The organism is Brenneria rubrifaciens (assembly GCF_005484945.1).
In the GTDB taxonomy this organism is placed as follows: domain Bacteria; phylum Pseudomonadota; class Gammaproteobacteria; order Enterobacterales; family Enterobacteriaceae; genus Brenneria; species Brenneria rubrifaciens.
Genome location: NZ_CP034035.1, coordinates 2,931,260 through 2,947,915, shown reverse-complemented (window position 1 = coordinate 2,947,915; position 16,656 = coordinate 2,931,260). Strand labels below are relative to the sequence as shown.

The window sequence follows — 16,656 nt, the reverse complement described above, 5'->3', positions numbered from 1 at the left end:
CACAAGACCGTATCTCAAAGATATACCAAGTCTTGAAGAGTGACTGACAGTAAATTCATTACGAATAAACAGTTATTGATTCTTTGAGCAAAGCTATTCACTTAGCGAATCAAACCATTCTTAAATTGAAGAGTTTGATCATGGCTCAGATTGAACGCTGGCGGCAGGCCTAACACATGCAAGTCGAGCGGCAGCGGGAAGTAGCTTGCTACTTTGCCGGCGAGCGGCGGACGGGTGAGTAATGTCTGGGGATCTGCCTGATGGAGGGGGATAACCACTGGAAACGGTGGCTAATACCGCATGACGTCGCAAGACCAAAGTGGGGGACCTTCGGGCCTCACGCCATCGGATGAACCCAGATGGGATTAGCTAGTAGGCGGGGTAATGGCCCACCTAGGCGACGATCCCTAGCTGGTCTGAGAGGATGACCAGCCACACTGGAACTGAGACACGGTCCAGACTCCTACGGGAGGCAGCAGTGGGGAATATTGCACAATGGGGGAAACCCTGATGCAGCCATGCCGCGTGTGTGAAGAAGGCCTTCGGGTTGTAAAGCACTTTCAGCGGGGAGGAAGGGGAAAGGTTTAAGAGACTTTTTCATTGACGTTACCCGCAGAAGAAGCACCGGCTAACTCCGTGCCAGCAGCCGCGGTAATACGGAGGGTGCAAGCGTTAATCGGAATGACTGGGCGTAAAGCGCACGCAGGCGGTCTGTTAAGTTGGATGTGAAATCCCCGGGCTTAACCCGGGAACTGCATTCAAAACTGACAGGCTGGAGTCTCGTAGAGGGGGGTAGAATTCCAGGTGTAGCGGTGAAATGCGTAGAGATCTGGAGGAATACCGGTGGCGAAGGCGGCCCCCTGGACGAAGACTGACGCTCAGGTGCGAAAGCGTGGGGAGCAAACAGGATTAGATACCCTGGTAGTCCACGCCGTAAACGATGTCGACTTGGAGGCTGTGGTCCAGAACCGTGGCTTCCGGAGCTAACGCGTTAAGTCGACCGCCTGGGGAGTACGGCCGCAAGGTTAAAACTCAAATGAATTGACGGGGGCCCGCACAAGCGGTGGAGCATGTGGTTTAATTCGATGCAACGCGAAGAACCTTACCTACTCTTGACATCCAGAGAAGACTTCAGAGATGAGGTTGTGCCTTAGGGAGCTCTGAGACAGGTGCTGCATGGCTGTCGTCAGCTCGTGTTGTGAAATGTTGGGTTAAGTCCCGCAACGAGCGCAACCCTTATCCTTTGTTGCCAGCGATTCGGTCGGGAACTCAAAGGAGACTGCCGGTGATAAACCGGAGGAAGGTGGGGATGACGTCAAGTCATCATGGCCCTTACGAGTAGGGCTACACACGTGCTACAATGGCGCATACAAAGAGAAGCGAGCCTGCGAGGGTGAGCGGACCTCATAAAGTGCGTCGTAGTCCGGATTGGAGTCTGCAACTCGACTCCATGAAGTCGGAATCGCTAGTAATCGTAGATCAGAATGCTACGGTGAATACGTTCCCGGGCCTTGTACACACCGCCCGTCACACCATGGGAGTGGGTTGCAAAAGAAGTAGGTAGCTTAACCTTCGGGGGGGCGCTTACCACTTTGTGATTCATGACTGGGGTGAAGTCGTAACAAGGTAACCGTAGGGGAACCTGCGGTTGGATCACCTCCTTACCAGCAGAGCGGATTGAGTGAAGTGCTCACACAGATTGTCTGATGAAAATAACGAGCAGAAATACCTTAATAGGCTTGTAGCTCAGGTGGTTAGAGCGCACCCCTGATAAGGGTGAGGTCGGTGGTTCAAGTCCACTCAGGCCTACCAACTCTACTTATCCTTGAAATCTTCGCTGCTGCGTTGCTCATGTGCGTTTGCGCACAGCAGGGCTACTCGCAACGAACCTTTCGTCGGCTAAGCGAGTGGAGAGAGGTATGACTGATTTGGGGCTATAGCTCAGCTGGGAGAGCGCCTGCTTTGCACGCAGGAGGTCTGCGGTTCGATCCCGCATAGCTCCACCATTAAAAAGACTTCAGAGCGTATTGGCGACAGTATGCTGCGAAGTATTTTGCTCTTTAACAATCTGGAACAAGCTGAAAATTGAAACGATGCGGCGGCATGAGTCTTTAGCGATAAAAAGGCGGTCGCATCAGAGTCTCTCAATAATCACGGCGCGAAGAGGCTTTGAAGAATCAAAGACACCTTCGGGTTGTGAGGTTAAGCGACTAAGCGTACACGGTGGATGCCTAGGCAGTCAGAGGCGATGAAGGGCGTGCTAATCTGCGATAAGCGTCGGCAAGGCGATATGAGCCGTAATACCCGACGATACCCGAATGGGGAAACCCGGTGCACTAGTGCATCATCGTTTGATGAATCCATAGTCAAACGAGGCGAACCGGGGGAACTGAAACATCTCAGTACCCCGAGGAAAAGAAATCAACCGAGATTCCCCCAGTAGCGGCGAGCGAACGGGGAGAAGCCCAGAACCTGAATCAGTTTGTGCCTTAGTGGAAGCGTCTGGAAAGTCGCGCAACAAAGGGTGACAGCCCCGTACACGAAAAGGCACAGACGGTGAGTTCGATGAGTAGGGCGGGACACGAGACATCCTGTCTGAAGATGGGGGGACCATCCTCCAAGGCTAAATACTCCTGACTGACCGATAGTGAACCAGTACCGTGAGGGAAAGGCGAAAAGAACCCCGGCGAGGGGAGTGAAACAGAACCTGAAACCGTGTACGTACAAGCAGTGGGAGCCTCTCTTAATGGGGGGTGACTGCGTACCTTTTGTATAATGGGTCAGCGACTTATATTCTGTAGCAAGGTTAACCGAATAGGGGAGCCGCAGGGAAACCGAGTCTTAACTGGGCGTTAAGTTGCAGGGTATAGACCCGAAACCCGGTGATCTAGCCATGGGCAGGTTGAAGGTTGGGTAACACTAACTGGAGGACCGAACCGACTAATGTTGAAAAATTAGCGGATGACTTGTGGCTGGGGGTGAAAGGCCAATCAAACCGGGAGATAGCTGGTTCTCCCCGAAAGCTATTTAGGTAGCGCCTCGTGAATTCATCTTCGGGGGTAGAGCACTGTTTCGGCTAGGGGGTCATCCCGACTTACCAACCCGATGCAAACTGCGAATACCGAAGAATGTTATCACGGGAGACACACGGCGGGTGCTAACGTCCGTCGTGAAGAGGGAAACAACCCAGACCGCCAGCTAAGGTCCCAAAGTCATGGTTAAGTGGGAAACGATGTGGGAAGGCCCAGACAGCCAGGATGTTGGCTTAGAAGCAGCCATCATTTAAAGAAAGCGTAATAGCTCACTGGTCGAGTCGGCCTGCGCGGAAGATGTAACGGGGCTAAACCATGCACCGAAGCTGCGGCAGCAATAGCGATATTGTTGGGTAGGGGAGCGTTCTGTAAGCCTGCGAAGGTGGCCTGCGAGGGCTGCTGGAGGTATCAGAAGTGCGAATGCTGACATAAGTAACGATAAAGCGGGTGAAAAACCCGCTCGCCGGAAGACCAAGGGTTCCTGTCCAACGTTAATCGGGGCAGGGTGAGTCGACCCCTAAGGCGAGGCTGAAAAGCGTAGTCGATGGGAAACAGGTTAATATTCCTGTACTGGGTGTTACTGCGAAGGGGGGACGGAGAAAGCTAGGTTGGCCGGGCGACGGTAGTCCCGGTTTAAGCGTGAAGGTGGATGACCCTGGAAAATCCGGGTCGTCATTAACACTGAGGCGTGACGACGAGCCACCAAGGTGGCGAAGTAACCGATGCTACGCTTCCAGGAAAAGCCTCTAAGCACCAGGTAACACGCAATCGTACCCCAAACCGACACAGGTGGTCAGGTAGAGAATACTCAGGCGCTTGAGAGAACTCGGGTGAAGGAACTAGGCAAAATGGTGCCGTAACTTCGGGAGAAGGCACGCTGGATTTGGTGAAGTCCCTCGCGGACGGAGCTGAGACCAGTCGCAGATACCAGCTGGCTGCAACTGTTTAATAAAAACACAGCACTGTGCAAACACGAAAGTGGACGTATACGGTGTGACGCCTGCCCGGTGCCGGAAGGTTAATTGATGGGGTCAGCCGCAAGGCGAAGCTCTTGATCGAAGCCCCGGTAAACGGCGGCCGTAACTATAACGGTCCTAAGGTAGCGAAATTCCTTGTCGGGTAAGTTCCGACCTGCACGAATGGCGTAATGATGGCCAGGCTGTCTCCACCCGAGACTCAGTGAAATTGAACTCGCTGTGAAGATGCAGTGTACCCGCGGCAAGACGGAAAGACCCCGTGAACCTTTACTATAGCTTGACACTGAACCTTGAGCCTTGATGTGTAGGATAGGTGGGAGGCTGCGAAATGCGGACGCCAGTCTGCGTGGAGCCGACCTTGAAATACCACCCTTTAATGTTTGATGTTCTAACGTGGGCCCCTGAGCGGGGTCGCGGACAGTGTCTGGTGGGTAGTTTGACTGGGGCGGTCTCCTCCCAAAGCGTAACGGAGGAGCACGAAGGTCAGCTAATCCTGGTCGGACATCAGGAGGTTAGTGCAAAGGCATAAGCTGGCTTGACTGCGAGAGTGACGGCTCGAGCAGGTGCGAAAGCAGGTCTTAGTGATCCGGTGGTTCTGAATGGAAGGGCCATCGCTCAACGGATAAAAGGTACTCCGGGGATAACAGGCTGATACCGCCCAAGAGTTCATATCGACGGCGGTGTTTGGCACCTCGATGTCGGCTCATCACATCCTGGGGCTGAAGTAGGTCCCAAGGGTATGGCTGTTCGCCATTTAAAGTGGTACGCGAGCTGGGTTTAGAACGTCGTGAGACAGTTCGGTCCCTATCTGCCGTGGGCGTTGGAAGACTGAGAGGGGTTGCTCCTAGTACGAGAGGACCGGAGTGAACGCACCGCTGGTGTACGGGTTGTGATGCCAATTGCATTGCCCGGTAGCTAAGTGCGGAAGAGATAACCGCTGAAAGCATCTAAGCGGGAAACTTGCCTCGAGATGAGTCTTCCCTGGGACTTTAGGTCCCCATAAGGGCCGTTGAAGACGACGACGTGGATAGGCTGGATGTGTAAGCGTAGCGATACGTTGAGCTGACCAGTACTAATGACCCGAGAGGCTTAACCTTACAACGCCGAAGGTGTTTTGAGAGAGAAGAGATAGTCAGCTTGTTCCGTGATAGGTTCTGATGGTTGTGCGAGAGGAAAGGCGCATGACGGTCGGGACGGAAAAGAATTTGCCTGGCGGCGATAGCGCGGTGGTCCCACCTGACCCCATGCCGAACTCAGCAGTGAAACGCCGTAGCGCCGATGGTAGTGTGGGGTCTCCCCATGTGAGAGTAGGGAACTGCCAGGCATCAAATTAAGCAGTAAACCAGAGTTGTTCTGGTGTATTAAGAAATTCGGTGGAGCGGTAGTTCAGTCGGTTAGAATACCTGCCTGTCACGCAGGGGGTCGCGGGTTCGAGTCCCGTCCGTTCCGCCACTTACCTATTCCGGGATGTTCCCATACATCTCTGGATGAATGAAAACCGTATCGCTGTCAAAGGCATACGGTTTTTTTTCGTCTCAAGAACTCGCTTTTTCATACCTGGATGACAGGCGCTGTACTCGTACTCAAGTTGAAAACTGCTGCGGCATGTCTGATAGCGATAACGCTGATGGCCGGTATTTTCATTTGCGCGTTGGCTATCGCGGCCGGCCGCCTGTCATGGTCCGACGCACAGGAACCGGTGGACCGCTCCGCTCTCATCGCGCTGGTCGGCGACGACGATCAGGCCATAATAACGGTATTAATGGAAGGATTGGGGCGCAGTGTGGAAAAAGGACTGGATCGGGTTCGCACCGCTGCCCAGGTCAATGATCTTGCCGCCATTGTTGACGCTTGCCATGCGTTGAAGCCGAGGCCGCACGGGGCTTGCGTCACCTTGGCGAGCAGGCGGGGACGAGGGTTCAGATGCCGACTTCATGGCCGGGTGCTGATATCGCCGCGCACGATTTGATCCGCGTGCTCGTCAATGTGGAGGATGAGATCGTCTTACCTGAAACCCTGAGTCATCACTGATTCAGGGTTTTGGCATTTAAGCGCCTGCGCCGCTAGAAGTCCCAGTCCTCATCTTCCGTATTCACCGCTTTGCCAATCACGTATGAAGAACCGGAACCGGAGAAGAAGTCATGATTCTCGTCAGCATTAGGCGAAAGCGCGGAGAGGATCGCCGGGTTCACGTCCGTCATGCCGGCAGGGAATAACGCTTCATAACCCAGGTTCATCAACGCTTTATTGGCATTATAGTGCAAGAATTTTTTGACATCCTCCGTCCAGCCGACACTGTCGTACAACTCCTGGGTATACAGCACTTCATTGTCATACAAATCCTGCAACAGGTCGTACGCGAAATTTTTAACCTGCTGCTGACGTGCGGTATCCGCTTTTGCCAGACCTTGCTGGAATTTATAGCCGATGTAATAACCGTGCACGGCTTCATCCCGGATAATCAGCCGTATCAGATCCGCGGTGTTGGTTAATTTGGCGCGGCTTGACCAATACATCGGCAGATAGAAGCCCGAATAGAACAGGAAAGACTCCAGAAAAACGCTGGCGACTTTTTTCATCAGCGGGTCGTCACTGCGGTAATGCGCCAGAATAATGGATGCTTTCTTCTGTAGCGCCGGATTTTCTTCGCTCCAGCGGTAGGCGTCATCCACTTCGCTAGTCAGGCACAGTGTTGAAAAAATGGAACTATAGGAACGGGCATGAACCGCTTCCATAAAGCTGATGTTGGATAGCACTGCCTCTTCATGAGGCGTAACCGCGTCAGGCATGAGTGTTGGCGCACCCAGCGTGTTCTGAATGGTGTCCAACAGCGTCAGTCCGGTGAAAACCCGGATCGTCAACTGGCGTTCATGGGCGTTCAGCGTTCCCCATGAAGGAATATCATTGGAAAGCGGCACTTTTTCCGGCAGCCAGAAATTCGATGTCAGCCGATTCCAGACCTCCAAATCTTTCTCATCTTCAATTTTGTTCCAGTTGATGGCCTGGACGCGCGTCAGCAATGTCATAATCAAATTTCCTTCAACGATGGCTATAGCGCGCAGGACACACAGCCCTGCACCTCTGTACCTTCCAACGCCATCTGTCGTATTCGAATGTAATAGATGGTTTTGATACCCTTGGTCCACGCGTAAATTTGCGCTTTATTGATGTCCCGCGTGGTGGCCGTGTCGCGGAAGAACAGCGTCAGCGACAGCCCCTGATCGACATGCTGGGTGGCGGCGGCGTAGGTATCAATAATTTTCTGCGGGCCGATTTCGTAGGCGTCCTGGTAGTATTCCTGATTGTCATTGGTCATATAAGGCGCAGGGTAGTAAACCCGTCCGATCTTGCCCTCTTTACGAATCTCAATACGCGACACAATCGGATGAATGCTGGAAGTAGAATGATTGATATAAGAAATCGAGCCAGTTGGGGGCACGGCCTGCAAATTCTGATTATAAATGCCATAAGCCATGACCGACTCGCGTAAGGCCGCCCAATCCTGCTGGGTGGGAATGGCAATCCCTGCCTGTGCGAACAGCGTCTGTACGCGTTCTGTTGCGGGCTGCCATTTCTGTTCGATGTATTTGTCAAAATATTCGCCAGACGCATACTTCGAATTTTCAAAGCCTTTAAATCGCTGACCCCGTTCTATCGCCAGTTGGTTTGAGGCGCGCAGTGCGTGGTAGGCAACGGTATAAAAATAGATATTGGTGAAATCAACGCCTTCCTCGGAACCGTAAAAAATGCGCTCTTTCGCCAGATAACCATGCAGATTCATCTGGCCGAGGCCAATGGCGTGAGATTCGTCGTTACCTTTCTCGATAGAAGGCACGCAACGGATGTGGCTCATATCGGAAACGGCGGTTAGTGCGCGAATGGCCATTTCCACCGTTAGCCCAAAGTCGGGGGACGACATCGTTTTGGCGATGTTCAGCGAGCCGAGATTACAGGAGATATCCTTGCCGATATGTTGATAGCCCAGGTCTTCATCGTACAGGCTGGCGTCATTAACCTGTAAAATCTCAGAGCACAGGTTGCTCATGTTGATGCGTCCCTGAATCGGGTTCGCCCGGTTTACCGTATCCTCGAACATCATGTAGGGATAGCCGGACTCAAACTGGATCTCGGCAAGAATCTGGAAGAACTCTCTGGCCTTGATGTGTGACTTGCGGATGCGTTTGTCGTTCACCATTTCATGGTATTTTTCGCTGATACTGATTTCCGATAGCGGAACGCCATATACCTGCTCGACATCGTATGGCGAGAACAGATACATCACCTGATTGTTTTTCGCTAGCTGAAAAGTGATATCCGGGATGACGACGCCAAGCGATAGCGTTTTAATGCGGATTTTTTCATCGGCATTTTCCCGTTTGGTATCAAGGAAGCGCAAAATATCGGGATGATGCGCATTGAGATAAACCGCGCCAGCCCCTTGCCGCGCCCCCAGTTGGTTGGCGTAGGAAAACGCATCTTCCAGCATTTTCATCACCGGAATAATGCCGGATGACTGATTTTCGATGCGTTTGATCGGCGCGCCGGTTTCACGGATGTTGGTGAGCATGAAGGCGACACCGCCTCCGCGCTTGGAAAGCTGTAGCGCGGAGTTAACGGCGCGACCGATGGACTCCATATTGTCTTCAATGCGCAGCAGGAAGCAGGAAACCAGCTCGCCCCGCTGCTTTTTGCCACAGTTCAGAAAAGTGGGCGTGGCAGGCTGAAACCGGCCGCTGATGATTTCGTCCACCAGGGCGCTGGCAAGTTCGGCATCGCCGGCGGCCAGCGTCAGTGCGACCATGCAGACGCGATCTTCATAGCGTTCCAGATAGCGTTTGCCATCAAAGGTTTTAAGGGTGTAGCCGGTATAGTATTTAAAGGCGCCCAGAAACGTTTGAAAGCGGAACTTATGGCTATAAGCTTGCTGGAAGAGGCTTTTGATAAAATTGAAGGCGTATTGATCCAGAACTTCGGCTTCGTAATAGCCTTCTTCGACCAGATAGCGCAGTTTTTCTTCCAGATTATGGAAAAACACGGTGTTTTGATTCACGTGTTGCAGGAAATAACGCCGTGCGGCCAGTTTGTCCTGTTCAAACTGGATATTTCCCTCTGCGTTGTAGAGGTTCAGCATGGCGTTCAGAGAATGGTAGTCCAGCTCCGTGTTGGCTGGTTTGGTGGTCACGGATTCTGTTGTTGCCAAAATTCAATTACTCCCTTACGCACATTTGCAACGTCTTCTGCGGTGCCAAGCAGCTCGAAGCGATACAGGTAAGGCACCTGACACTTCTGCGCGATAATGTCGCCCGCGATACCGTACGCTGCGCCGAAGTTCATATTGCCTGCGGCGATGACGCCACGCAGGTAATCACGATTTTGCCGTTCGTTCAGAAAATGGATCACCTGACGGGGGACGGCGCCTTTACTACCGCCGCCGCCGTAGCTGGGAACCACCAGAATATAAGGCTGATCCACTTTCAGTGTCGGTAGCTCGGTCGCGATGGGTATTCGCAGGGCTGGTAACCCAACCTTGCTGATAAAGCGATGGGTGTTTTCCGACTGGCTGGAAAAATAGACCAGTGGGTTCATCGCGCGCCCTTACTGAAGCCGTTGGGAGGCGTGAAGCGTACTGATTTTGTCAGGACGAAAGCCGCTCCAATGATCGTCAGCCGTCATCACAACCGGTACTTGTTGATAACCGAGTGCTCTTACCTGCTGTAACGCCTGGGCATCTTCCGTTAAGTCCACCAGTTGATAGTCAATTCCCTGTTTATCCAGCGCACGGCAGGTCGCATTGCATTGAACACAATCTGGTTTGGTGAAAATGGTAATGCGCATGATTCGTATTTACCTTCTGGCGTAAAGAGAGTTTGTCGGAGCGGCTATCATCACGGGTATCTGCACCCGAACCGATCCACGAAGCAACCATCATGGGTGATGAGGTCACGCTTTGAATACTAGATGTAGTTGTTTTTAATTTCAACCATACAAGATGTAGAAATTTTTGTGTGGGTCTACGCAAAAGGCCGCTAACCCAGACGGCGCAAGGGTAAAAGCAAAAACAGGGAAAGAATAATTTTTAGGAAACGGCAAGGGTGGTTAAGGAAGGGAGCCTCGCTCCCTTAAGGAAGACGTTACAGTATGGGCAGATTTCTGCCGTAATAGATCTCCTGCATCTCGTGATACAGCAAATCAGTGATTCTTTTACGCTCGGCTTCGCTCAATGTTTCGGGTCTGACGTTAAACAGATAGTGCTTCAGATCGAAGTCTTTCAGTAACATCTTGGTATGAAAGATATTTTCCTGATAAACGTTAACGTCCATCATGTGATAAAGCGATTTCATATCTTCTGACATGAAGTTCTGAATTGAATTGATCTGATGGTCGATGAAATACTTTACACCATTGATATCCCGGGTGAATCCCCGCACGCGATAATCAATGGTCACGATGTCGGATTCCAATTGGTGAATCAGGTAGTTAAGGGCTTTTAAGGGAGAAATCACCCCACAGGTCGACACTTCAATGTCGGCGCGAAAAGTACACAGCCCGCTTTCAGGATGGCTTTCCGGGTAGGTATGTACGCAAATGTGGCTTTTATCGAGGTGCGCAACCACAGAATTGGGCAAAGGCCCCGGGTGTTCAGAGTTATCGACATCACGCGGGTCTATCGGCTCTTCGCTGACCAGAATCGTGACGCTGGCGCCCTGCGGTTCATAGTCCTGACGGGCGATATTAAGAATATTGGCCCCGATGATTGAGCAGGTTTCGCTCAGGATCTCCGTCAAACGGTTGGCGTTATACTGCTCATCAATATAGGCGATGTAACCATCACGTTCATCGTCTGTTCTGGTGTAACAGATATCGTAGATACAAAAACTCAGGCTTTTGGTCAGATTGTTAAAGCCGTGTAGTTTCAGCTTGTGCAATTTAAGTCACCCCCTTGTTGATGTGAGAATTATCGTGAACCGGATAATGCATTCAATAAATACTGTGGTAGCGCAAAGCTACCCGCATGCACTTCTGGATTGTAATAGCGACATACAATATCCGAAGCGGCGAAGCGCTGACGTAAAGTGTCTACGGTGATCTGGCGCAGCGTCGCATTATTACTGGCCCAAGCGAATGTCATGATACCACCGTAGTAGGTCGGTATGGCTGCCTGATAAAAACTCACGTCGCTGAAATAGCGACTAAGTTTTTTGTGACTGTTAACGGCTTCATCCTGTTGCAGGAAACAGACTCCGTTTTGGGCGACAAAAATGCCGCCTTCATTCAGGCAACGCGCGCATCCTTGATAAAAATCCGAGGTGAACAGGCTTTCACCTGGTCCGATGGGATCGGTGCAGTCGGAAATGATGACATCAAATTTTTCACTGCATTGACTGACGAATTTCACGCCATCGTCAATAACCAGATTGAAACGAGGATCGTCGTAAGCGCCGGCATTATGGTTGGGCAAATACTGGCGGCAGAATTCCACCACGCCAGCGTCGATTTCTACCATGGTAATGTGCTCAATGCGGCGGTGCCGACTGACTTCGCGCAGCATCCCGCCGTCGCCGCCGCCGATGATCAGCACGCGTTTGGCATTGCCGTGGGCCAGAAGTGGGACATGGGTCAGCATTTCGTGGTAGATAAATTCATCACGCTCGGTGGTCTGAACCACGCCGTCAAGCGCCATGACACGACCTAAGGCCGCGTTTTCAAAAATAATCAGATCCTGATGATCGGTCTTTTGGTGATACAACACCCGGTCAATCGAGAAATACTGACCGAAGTTGGCATGCAGGGTTTCATACCAAGTTTCTTTCTGGGACATGTTAGAGCTTCCTCCGCGATAACAGCCATGAAAATTGGCGCGCCATCATAGCTAACTCTTGCGCCGCTTGCACGGTCAAATTTCAGTCAGCGCGGAGGATGGGAAGATTATTGCGCGTAGGAAAGCAATCCGAGTGAATTACGGGCCAGTGATTGGCATTTTTTAGTCGTTGGGATCGCAATCTTGCTGAGATCGCGATAACTGTCTTCACCCATCGCCGCCATGTTATAGGCATTGTAATTGCTGAGATCCCATTTGTTCTGCCGCGCAAACGCGACTAACGTCCGGCGAATCTGCTCGTTGGGCAGATCCTGATAGCCACAGTTGTTCTTCAAATAAACGAAAATGGCAGTCAGATCGGCAAGATCTTCCGCTTCAAATTCGTTAAGCGCCTTGCTGGCGGAGGAGACGCTCATCAGACTCAGGAGGAGCATCGCCAGCGCAGAGTTTTTCATGGTTAAACCTGATCCGGGTATCGTCAGATGACGTTATCACAGATATTGCCTCAGGTTCCAAGCTTTCTTGCTGTTGCGGCGCTGCGGCAGCCAAACACGGGGAAGACGGGCTCAGGCCAGGACCGGAACGCGAGTGATGATGGCGGTTGGCTACCGGCAAGGAAAATCCTCTCAGGTTAATCGTACGATTACAGGCTATTTATCATCGATAGACGCCATGACGTCGACAGCAAGCTCTGTTATTAATAAGAGTAGCCTAATTTGATATAGCCCATATTTTATGATCTCTGGTGTCTGGCGCGTCAGCAGTTGGTTGTCGGCGGGGCTGTTGCTGCTTCTTTTAGCAACGCTTTTGTTTCAGGCTTTTTTTGCTGAAGGTCGAGGATTTACCCTGCTATGGCAAACAGGGCTAACGACTTATCTGCTGAATTCCGCCGTGCTGATGGCGGGCACGACGTTACTCAGCCTGCTCATCGGCTTGCCCGCGGCCTGGCTGATGGCGATGACCCGTTTTCCCGGCCAGCGTCTATTGCTGTGGGCGCTCTGTTTGCCGCTGGCGATGCCCGCTTTCCTGCTGGCTTATCTTTATGGCGATGCGCTGAGGTTTGTCGCGCCTGTGCGGTGGCAGTCGGATTCAGTGGCTTTTCTCAGCGGAGCCTGTGCGATTCTTGCTCTGGTTTTTTACCCGTATATTTATCTGCTGGTGCGTCATGCATTGGCGAAACAGCCTGCCAACCTGCTTTATTCTGCCCGGTTGCTTAAGCATTCCCCTTCACAGGTGATGTGGCGCGTGTGCCTGCCAATCACCCGGCCAGCCATGGTTGTGGGGGCGGTGCTGGTTGCGCTGGAGGCGTTCGGCGACTACGGCACGGCGTCTTATCTGGCGATCCCCACGCTGACGACCGCCGTGCTGGATATCTGGCAGCATCAGGGCGATCTGAGCGCGGCAGCGCGTGTTGCCGTTATGATTTTGCCCGTTATTTTTTTATTGATGTTTCTGGCGCACATTTGGCGGCGGAAACAACAAGTCTATCAAACGCATTTGCAGTCGGAACCGTTTGCCCCGCCAGTTTTACGAGGCTGGCGGAGCGGGCTGGCGCAGTTCTACTGCTGGAGTCTTGTCTGTCTGGCGTTCATTTTCCCCTTTTTGCGGCTGGCGTCCTGGGCCGTGATGGACGTTGTGCGGGGATGGGATAGGGCGTTTTTGCACGCCATCGGTAATAGCGTGCTGGTATCTGTCATGACCACGGCATTGATTACCCTCATGGCGTTATCGTTTGTGTTTTATAACCGAACGGCAGGCCAATCGGCCAACCCGCACGCTGTGTGTCTGATCAGGCTAAGCTATGCGATGCCGGGCGCTGTTTTGGCCATTGGTTTGTTTATCCTGCTGGTTTGTATCGATCACGCTATCGGGCAGTTGGCTAAAAGCGTGGCGCTATCGTTACCAGAAACGCTGTTATCACAATCGTTATTCGTCTTGATACTGGCCTACAGCGTCAAATTCAGTCGTCTGATGCTGGATGGTTTGGAGTACAGCATGGCGAAGATTCCGGTATCGCTGGATCGAGCCTGTCTGGTGTTGAAATGCTCTGCCGCAGCGCGTTGGTCGCGGGTACATCTTCCCTTGTTGAGTCGTGCCCTGCTAGGCGGTGCGGTGCTGATCTTTACAGAAAGTATGAAGGAACTGAATGTCTCTCTGCTATTGCGTCCGTTTCATCTTGAAACGCTGGCGAGCTATGTTTTCCGGTTTACTTTGGAGGAGCCGGTGATGTCGTTTGCCTTGCCTGCATTGGTGCTGGTCCTGGTGGGAATGGCGCCGGTGGTCGGCTTGAGCCGGGTTTTGAACTTCAAAGGGTAATCAAATGGTGACGTTGGTGGATATTCTGGGTGTGCAGTCATTAAGCTGTCGCTCGCCGCAGGGGGCGAGTCTGGAAAAGGTGACGTTTGCCGTGAGAGCGGATGAAGCGATCTGTTTGTTGGGCAGAAACGGTAGCGGCAAAACGACGCTATTGCAGGCTATTGCCGGGTTGTTACCGATAGAGCAGGGGGAAATTAAGCTTGCCGGGCAATCTATCAGTACACCCCAGCAGAGGTTGCCGCCGGAGCAACGTCAGATTGGCCTGATTTTTCAGGACGATACCTTGTTTCCCCATTTGACCGCCGCAGGGAATGTGGCGTTTGGTCTATATGGTCAATCGCCCGGCGAGGTGGCGCGGAGCGGCGGAGAAATACTGACGCTCTTGAAACTTGACGATGTGGCGTCCCGCTATCCTCACGAATTGTCAAATGAACAGCGGCATCGTTTGTCGATTGCTCGGATACTGGCCTGTAAGCCTGAACTGCTGTTGCTGGACGAACCTTTTCCCGGACTGGATAGCCACAGTCGTCATCATCTGATAACCGAACTGCGGCAAATACTCAAGCAGCGGCACATCGCGGCTATTTTCGCGACACATAACCGGGAAGCGGCGTTTGCCTGTGCAGATCATCTCATCTTGCTGGAAGAGGGGAGCATTGTGCAGCAGGGATATCCCTATGAGCTATACCACCGTCCTATCAACCGGTTTGCTGCGGATTTTCTGGGTAACACGAATTATTTGCCCGTGAAGATCCTGAGCGATCATCGATGGCAGAGCGCACTAGGCGAACACCATGCGAACCGTCCGCTGAATCAACCGATTAATTCAGCCTGCGACTGGATGGTGCGCCCTTTGGATGTGGCGCTGGCGCTGGATGCAGACGGCGCGGCGCAAATTGAGGATAGGCTTTTTACCGGTACGTCCAATCTCTATAAGGTAAGTCTGAATGCGCAGACGATCCTGGTTCAAACCAGCAACTGGTTTGAACCAGGACAGAACGTGCGTCTGAGCATTAAAACCGATCAGCCGGTACTCTTTCCGGTAACGCCAGACGCAGACTCATAAACCCGCAACTGAATATTCGCTATTACTATTGCGCTTAGGGTCAGCCCGGTTTTACGCCTCAATTCGTTCACCGTTAAATTTCTGGCGGAGGGTTTCTGGTATACTTCACGCCCTTGAGCGCAACCTGCCCGCGTTGATAAAAGGTCAGCATAGGGGCATCATTGGTGACAACCTTCGTCTATGCCGATGATGCGGGATTTTTCTATTTAAGAGTTATGAGTATGATGAAACATACCGTAGAAGTCATGATTTCCGAACAGGAAGTGATGGCGCGAGTTAACGAGTTAGGTCGGCAAATCAGTGAACACTACCGTAACCGCGGCAACGATATGGTGCTGGTTGGCTTACTGCGCGGTTCATTTATCTTTATGGCGGATTTGTGCCGGGCTATTGATGTTTCACACGAAGTCGATTTCATGACGGCATCCAGCTATGGCCGCGGGATGAATAGCACGCGCGACGTCAAAATCCTCAAGGATCTGGACGAAGATATTCGTGGTAAAGATGTGTTGATCGTTGAGGATATTATCGACTCCGGCAACACGTTGAGCAGAGTGCGTGAAATCCTGCAATTGCGCGAACCCGAATCGCTGGCGATATGTACCCTGCTGGATAAGCCGGAACGCCGGGAAGTGGACGTAAAAGTCGAGTGGGTGGGGTTCTCTATTCCCGATGAGTTTGTGGTGGGCTATGGCATCGACTACGCCCAGCATTATCGACATTTACCCTATGTCGGCAAAGTCGTCCCTCAGGCGTGAGACTGGTGGGATAAATGACGCCCGTTGCAGGGCGTTAACTGTAAATCAGGGCAGGGAGGAAATCGCGCGGCGGTAGCGTTGCTCCAGTGACTCTCTGCTGGTGGCGGTGACTTCCAAATCCCGCAGGCAACCGTCCTGAATACCGTAAACCCAACCGTGGACCGTGATTTTCTGCCCGCGTTTCCAGGCTGACTGCATCACGGTAGAGTGGCCGAGGTTATAAACCTGTTCAATAACATTGATTTCGCACAGCGTATTCAGCCGCTGTTCGGGCGGCAGTTCTCCCAGTAGCGAACTATGCTTGTACCATAGGTCGCGGATGTGCAGCAGCCAGTTGTTGATCAGCCCCAGTTCGGGGTTTTCAAGCGCCGCTTGCACACCGCCGCAACCGTAGTGGCCGCAGATAATGATATGTTCGACTTCCAGTACTTCGACAGCATATTGCACAACGGACAGGCAATTGAGGTCGGTGTGAATGACCAGATTGGCGACGTTACGGTGAACAAACAGCTCTCCAGGTTCGAGGCTGGTCAGGCTTTCCGCGGGTACGCGGCTATCCGAGCATCCAATCCACAAAAAACGAGGCTGTTGTGTCTGCGCCAGTCGTTCAAAATAACCAGGATCTTCTTCCACCATCGTTTTCGACCAGCGTTGGTTGTTGGCGATGAGCGTTTCAATATCTTTCATG

The 16,656-nt window shown here is 52.3% G+C and carries 12 protein-coding genes, 3 tRNA genes, 3 rRNA genes and 1 pseudogene; 10 read left to right on the top strand and 9 right to left on the bottom strand.

Going from position 1 to position 16,656, the window contains the following annotated elements; translation table 11 throughout:
* Nucleotides 1–122: 122 nt before the first annotated feature.
* From EH207_RS13410 to EH207_RS13385, 6 genes are all read left to right on the top strand, one after another.
* Nucleotides 123–1,664 (top strand): 16S ribosomal RNA (locus tag EH207_RS13410).
* Nucleotides 1,665–1,735: 71 nt separating this feature from the next.
* Nucleotides 1,736–1,812, top strand: a tRNA-Ile gene (locus EH207_RS13405).
* Nucleotides 1,813–1,930: 118 nt separating this feature from the next.
* Nucleotides 1,931–2,006, top strand: a tRNA-Ala gene (locus tag EH207_RS13400).
* 194 nt (nt 2,007–2,200) lie between these two features.
* Nucleotides 2,201–5,106: ribosomal RNA gene (locus EH207_RS13395) — 23S ribosomal RNA — on the top strand.
* A 111-nt stretch (nt 5,107–5,217) separates the two neighbouring features.
* Nucleotides 5,218–5,333: ribosomal RNA gene (rrf, locus tag EH207_RS13390) — 5S ribosomal RNA — on the top strand.
* The 16S, 23S and 5S rRNA genes sit together here with 3 tRNA genes alongside, the layout of an rRNA operon.
* A gap of 51 nt (nt 5,334–5,384) precedes the next feature.
* Nucleotides 5,385–5,461: transfer RNA gene (locus EH207_RS13385), tRNA-Asp, on the top strand.
* Between the two features lie 70 nt (nt 5,462–5,531).
* Here the strand turns inward: EH207_RS13385 and EH207_RS13380 are convergent.
* A pseudogene (locus EH207_RS13380) lies at nt 5,532–5,645 on the bottom strand (IS1 family transposase); the annotation flags it as partial.
* On the opposite strand from EH207_RS13380, the gene EH207_RS13375 reads away from it, so the two are divergent.
* Complete coding sequence (locus EH207_RS13375) at nt 5,598–5,978, top strand: hypothetical protein (RefSeq protein ID WP_137714435.1); 381 nt, start codon at nt 5,598–5,600, stop codon at nt 5,976–5,978. The pseudogene EH207_RS13380 and the gene EH207_RS13375 overlap by 48 nt on opposite strands.
* A gap of 94 nt (nt 5,979–6,072) precedes the next feature.
* Here the strand turns inward: EH207_RS13375 and nrdF are convergent, their stop codons facing one another.
* The 7 genes from nrdF to EH207_RS13340 all read right to left on the bottom strand — a co-directional run bounded on the left by nrdF (nt 6,073) and on the right by EH207_RS13340 (nt 12,283).
* Complete coding sequence (nrdF, locus tag EH207_RS13370; protein ID WP_137714434.1) at nt 6,073–7,035, bottom strand: class 1b ribonucleoside-diphosphate reductase subunit beta; 963 nt, start codon at nt 7,033–7,035, stop codon at nt 6,073–6,075.
* A gap of 23 nt (nt 7,036–7,058) precedes the next feature.
* Nucleotides 7,059–9,209: a class 1b ribonucleoside-diphosphate reductase subunit alpha gene (gene nrdE, locus EH207_RS13365; RefSeq protein WP_137714433.1), complete on the bottom strand. Its 2,151-nt coding sequence runs from the start codon at nt 9,207–9,209 to the stop codon at nt 7,059–7,061.
* Nucleotides 9,188–9,595: a class Ib ribonucleoside-diphosphate reductase assembly flavoprotein NrdI gene (nrdI, locus tag EH207_RS13360; RefSeq protein WP_137714432.1), complete on the bottom strand. Its 408-nt coding sequence runs from the start codon at nt 9,593–9,595 to the stop codon at nt 9,188–9,190. The genes nrdE and nrdI overlap by 22 nt, the downstream gene beginning before the upstream one ends.
* A 9-nt stretch (nt 9,596–9,604) precedes the next feature.
* Entirely contained in the window at nt 9,605–9,844 is a 240-nt protein-coding gene (gene nrdH / locus EH207_RS13355; RefSeq protein ID WP_137714431.1) for a glutaredoxin-like protein NrdH, read from the bottom strand.
* 296 nt (nt 9,845–10,140) lie between these two features.
* Nucleotides 10,141–10,935 carry an adenosylmethionine decarboxylase gene (speD, locus tag EH207_RS13350; RefSeq protein ID WP_137714430.1) on the bottom strand — a complete coding sequence of 265 codons (795 nt, stop codon included), beginning with the start codon at nt 10,933–10,935 and terminating at the stop codon, nt 10,141–10,143.
* Nucleotides 10,936–10,964: 29 nt separating this feature from the next.
* The gene (speE, locus tag EH207_RS13345; protein ID WP_137714429.1) at nt 10,965–11,828 is read right to left on the bottom strand and encodes a polyamine aminopropyltransferase; all 864 of its coding nucleotides are present in this window, start codon (nt 11,826–11,828) and stop codon (nt 10,965–10,967) included.
* 107 nt (nt 11,829–11,935) lie between these two features.
* Entirely contained in the window at nt 11,936–12,283 is a 348-nt protein-coding gene (locus tag EH207_RS13340) for a YacC family pilotin-like protein (RefSeq protein WP_137714428.1), read from the bottom strand.
* 280 nt (nt 12,284–12,563) lie between these two features.
* Here EH207_RS13340 and EH207_RS13335 point away from each other — a divergent pair, with 280 nt between their 5' ends.
* The 3 genes from EH207_RS13335 to hpt all read left to right on the top strand — a co-directional run bounded on the left by EH207_RS13335 (nt 12,564) and on the right by hpt (nt 15,968).
* Nucleotides 12,564–14,144 carry an ABC transporter permease gene (locus EH207_RS13335; protein ID WP_137714427.1) on the top strand — a complete coding sequence of 527 codons (1,581 nt, stop codon included), beginning with the start codon at nt 12,564–12,566 and terminating at the stop codon, nt 14,142–14,144.
* A 4-nt stretch (nt 14,145–14,148) separates the two neighbouring features.
* The gene (locus EH207_RS13330; RefSeq protein ID WP_137714426.1) at nt 14,149–15,210 is read left to right on the top strand and encodes an ABC transporter ATP-binding protein; all 1,062 of its coding nucleotides are present in this window, start codon (nt 14,149–14,151) and stop codon (nt 15,208–15,210) included.
* A 224-nt stretch (nt 15,211–15,434) separates the two neighbouring features.
* Nucleotides 15,435–15,968, top strand: coding sequence for a hypoxanthine phosphoribosyltransferase (hpt, locus tag EH207_RS13325; RefSeq protein WP_137715355.1), 534 nt, complete (start codon nt 15,435–15,437; stop codon nt 15,966–15,968).
* 45 nt (nt 15,969–16,013) lie between these two features.
* Here the strand turns inward: hpt and can are convergent, their stop codons facing one another.
* Nucleotides 16,014–16,655: a carbonate dehydratase gene (can, locus tag EH207_RS13320; RefSeq protein ID WP_137714425.1), complete on the bottom strand. Its 642-nt coding sequence runs from the start codon at nt 16,653–16,655 to the stop codon at nt 16,014–16,016.
* Nucleotide 16,656 lies beyond the last annotated feature (1 nt).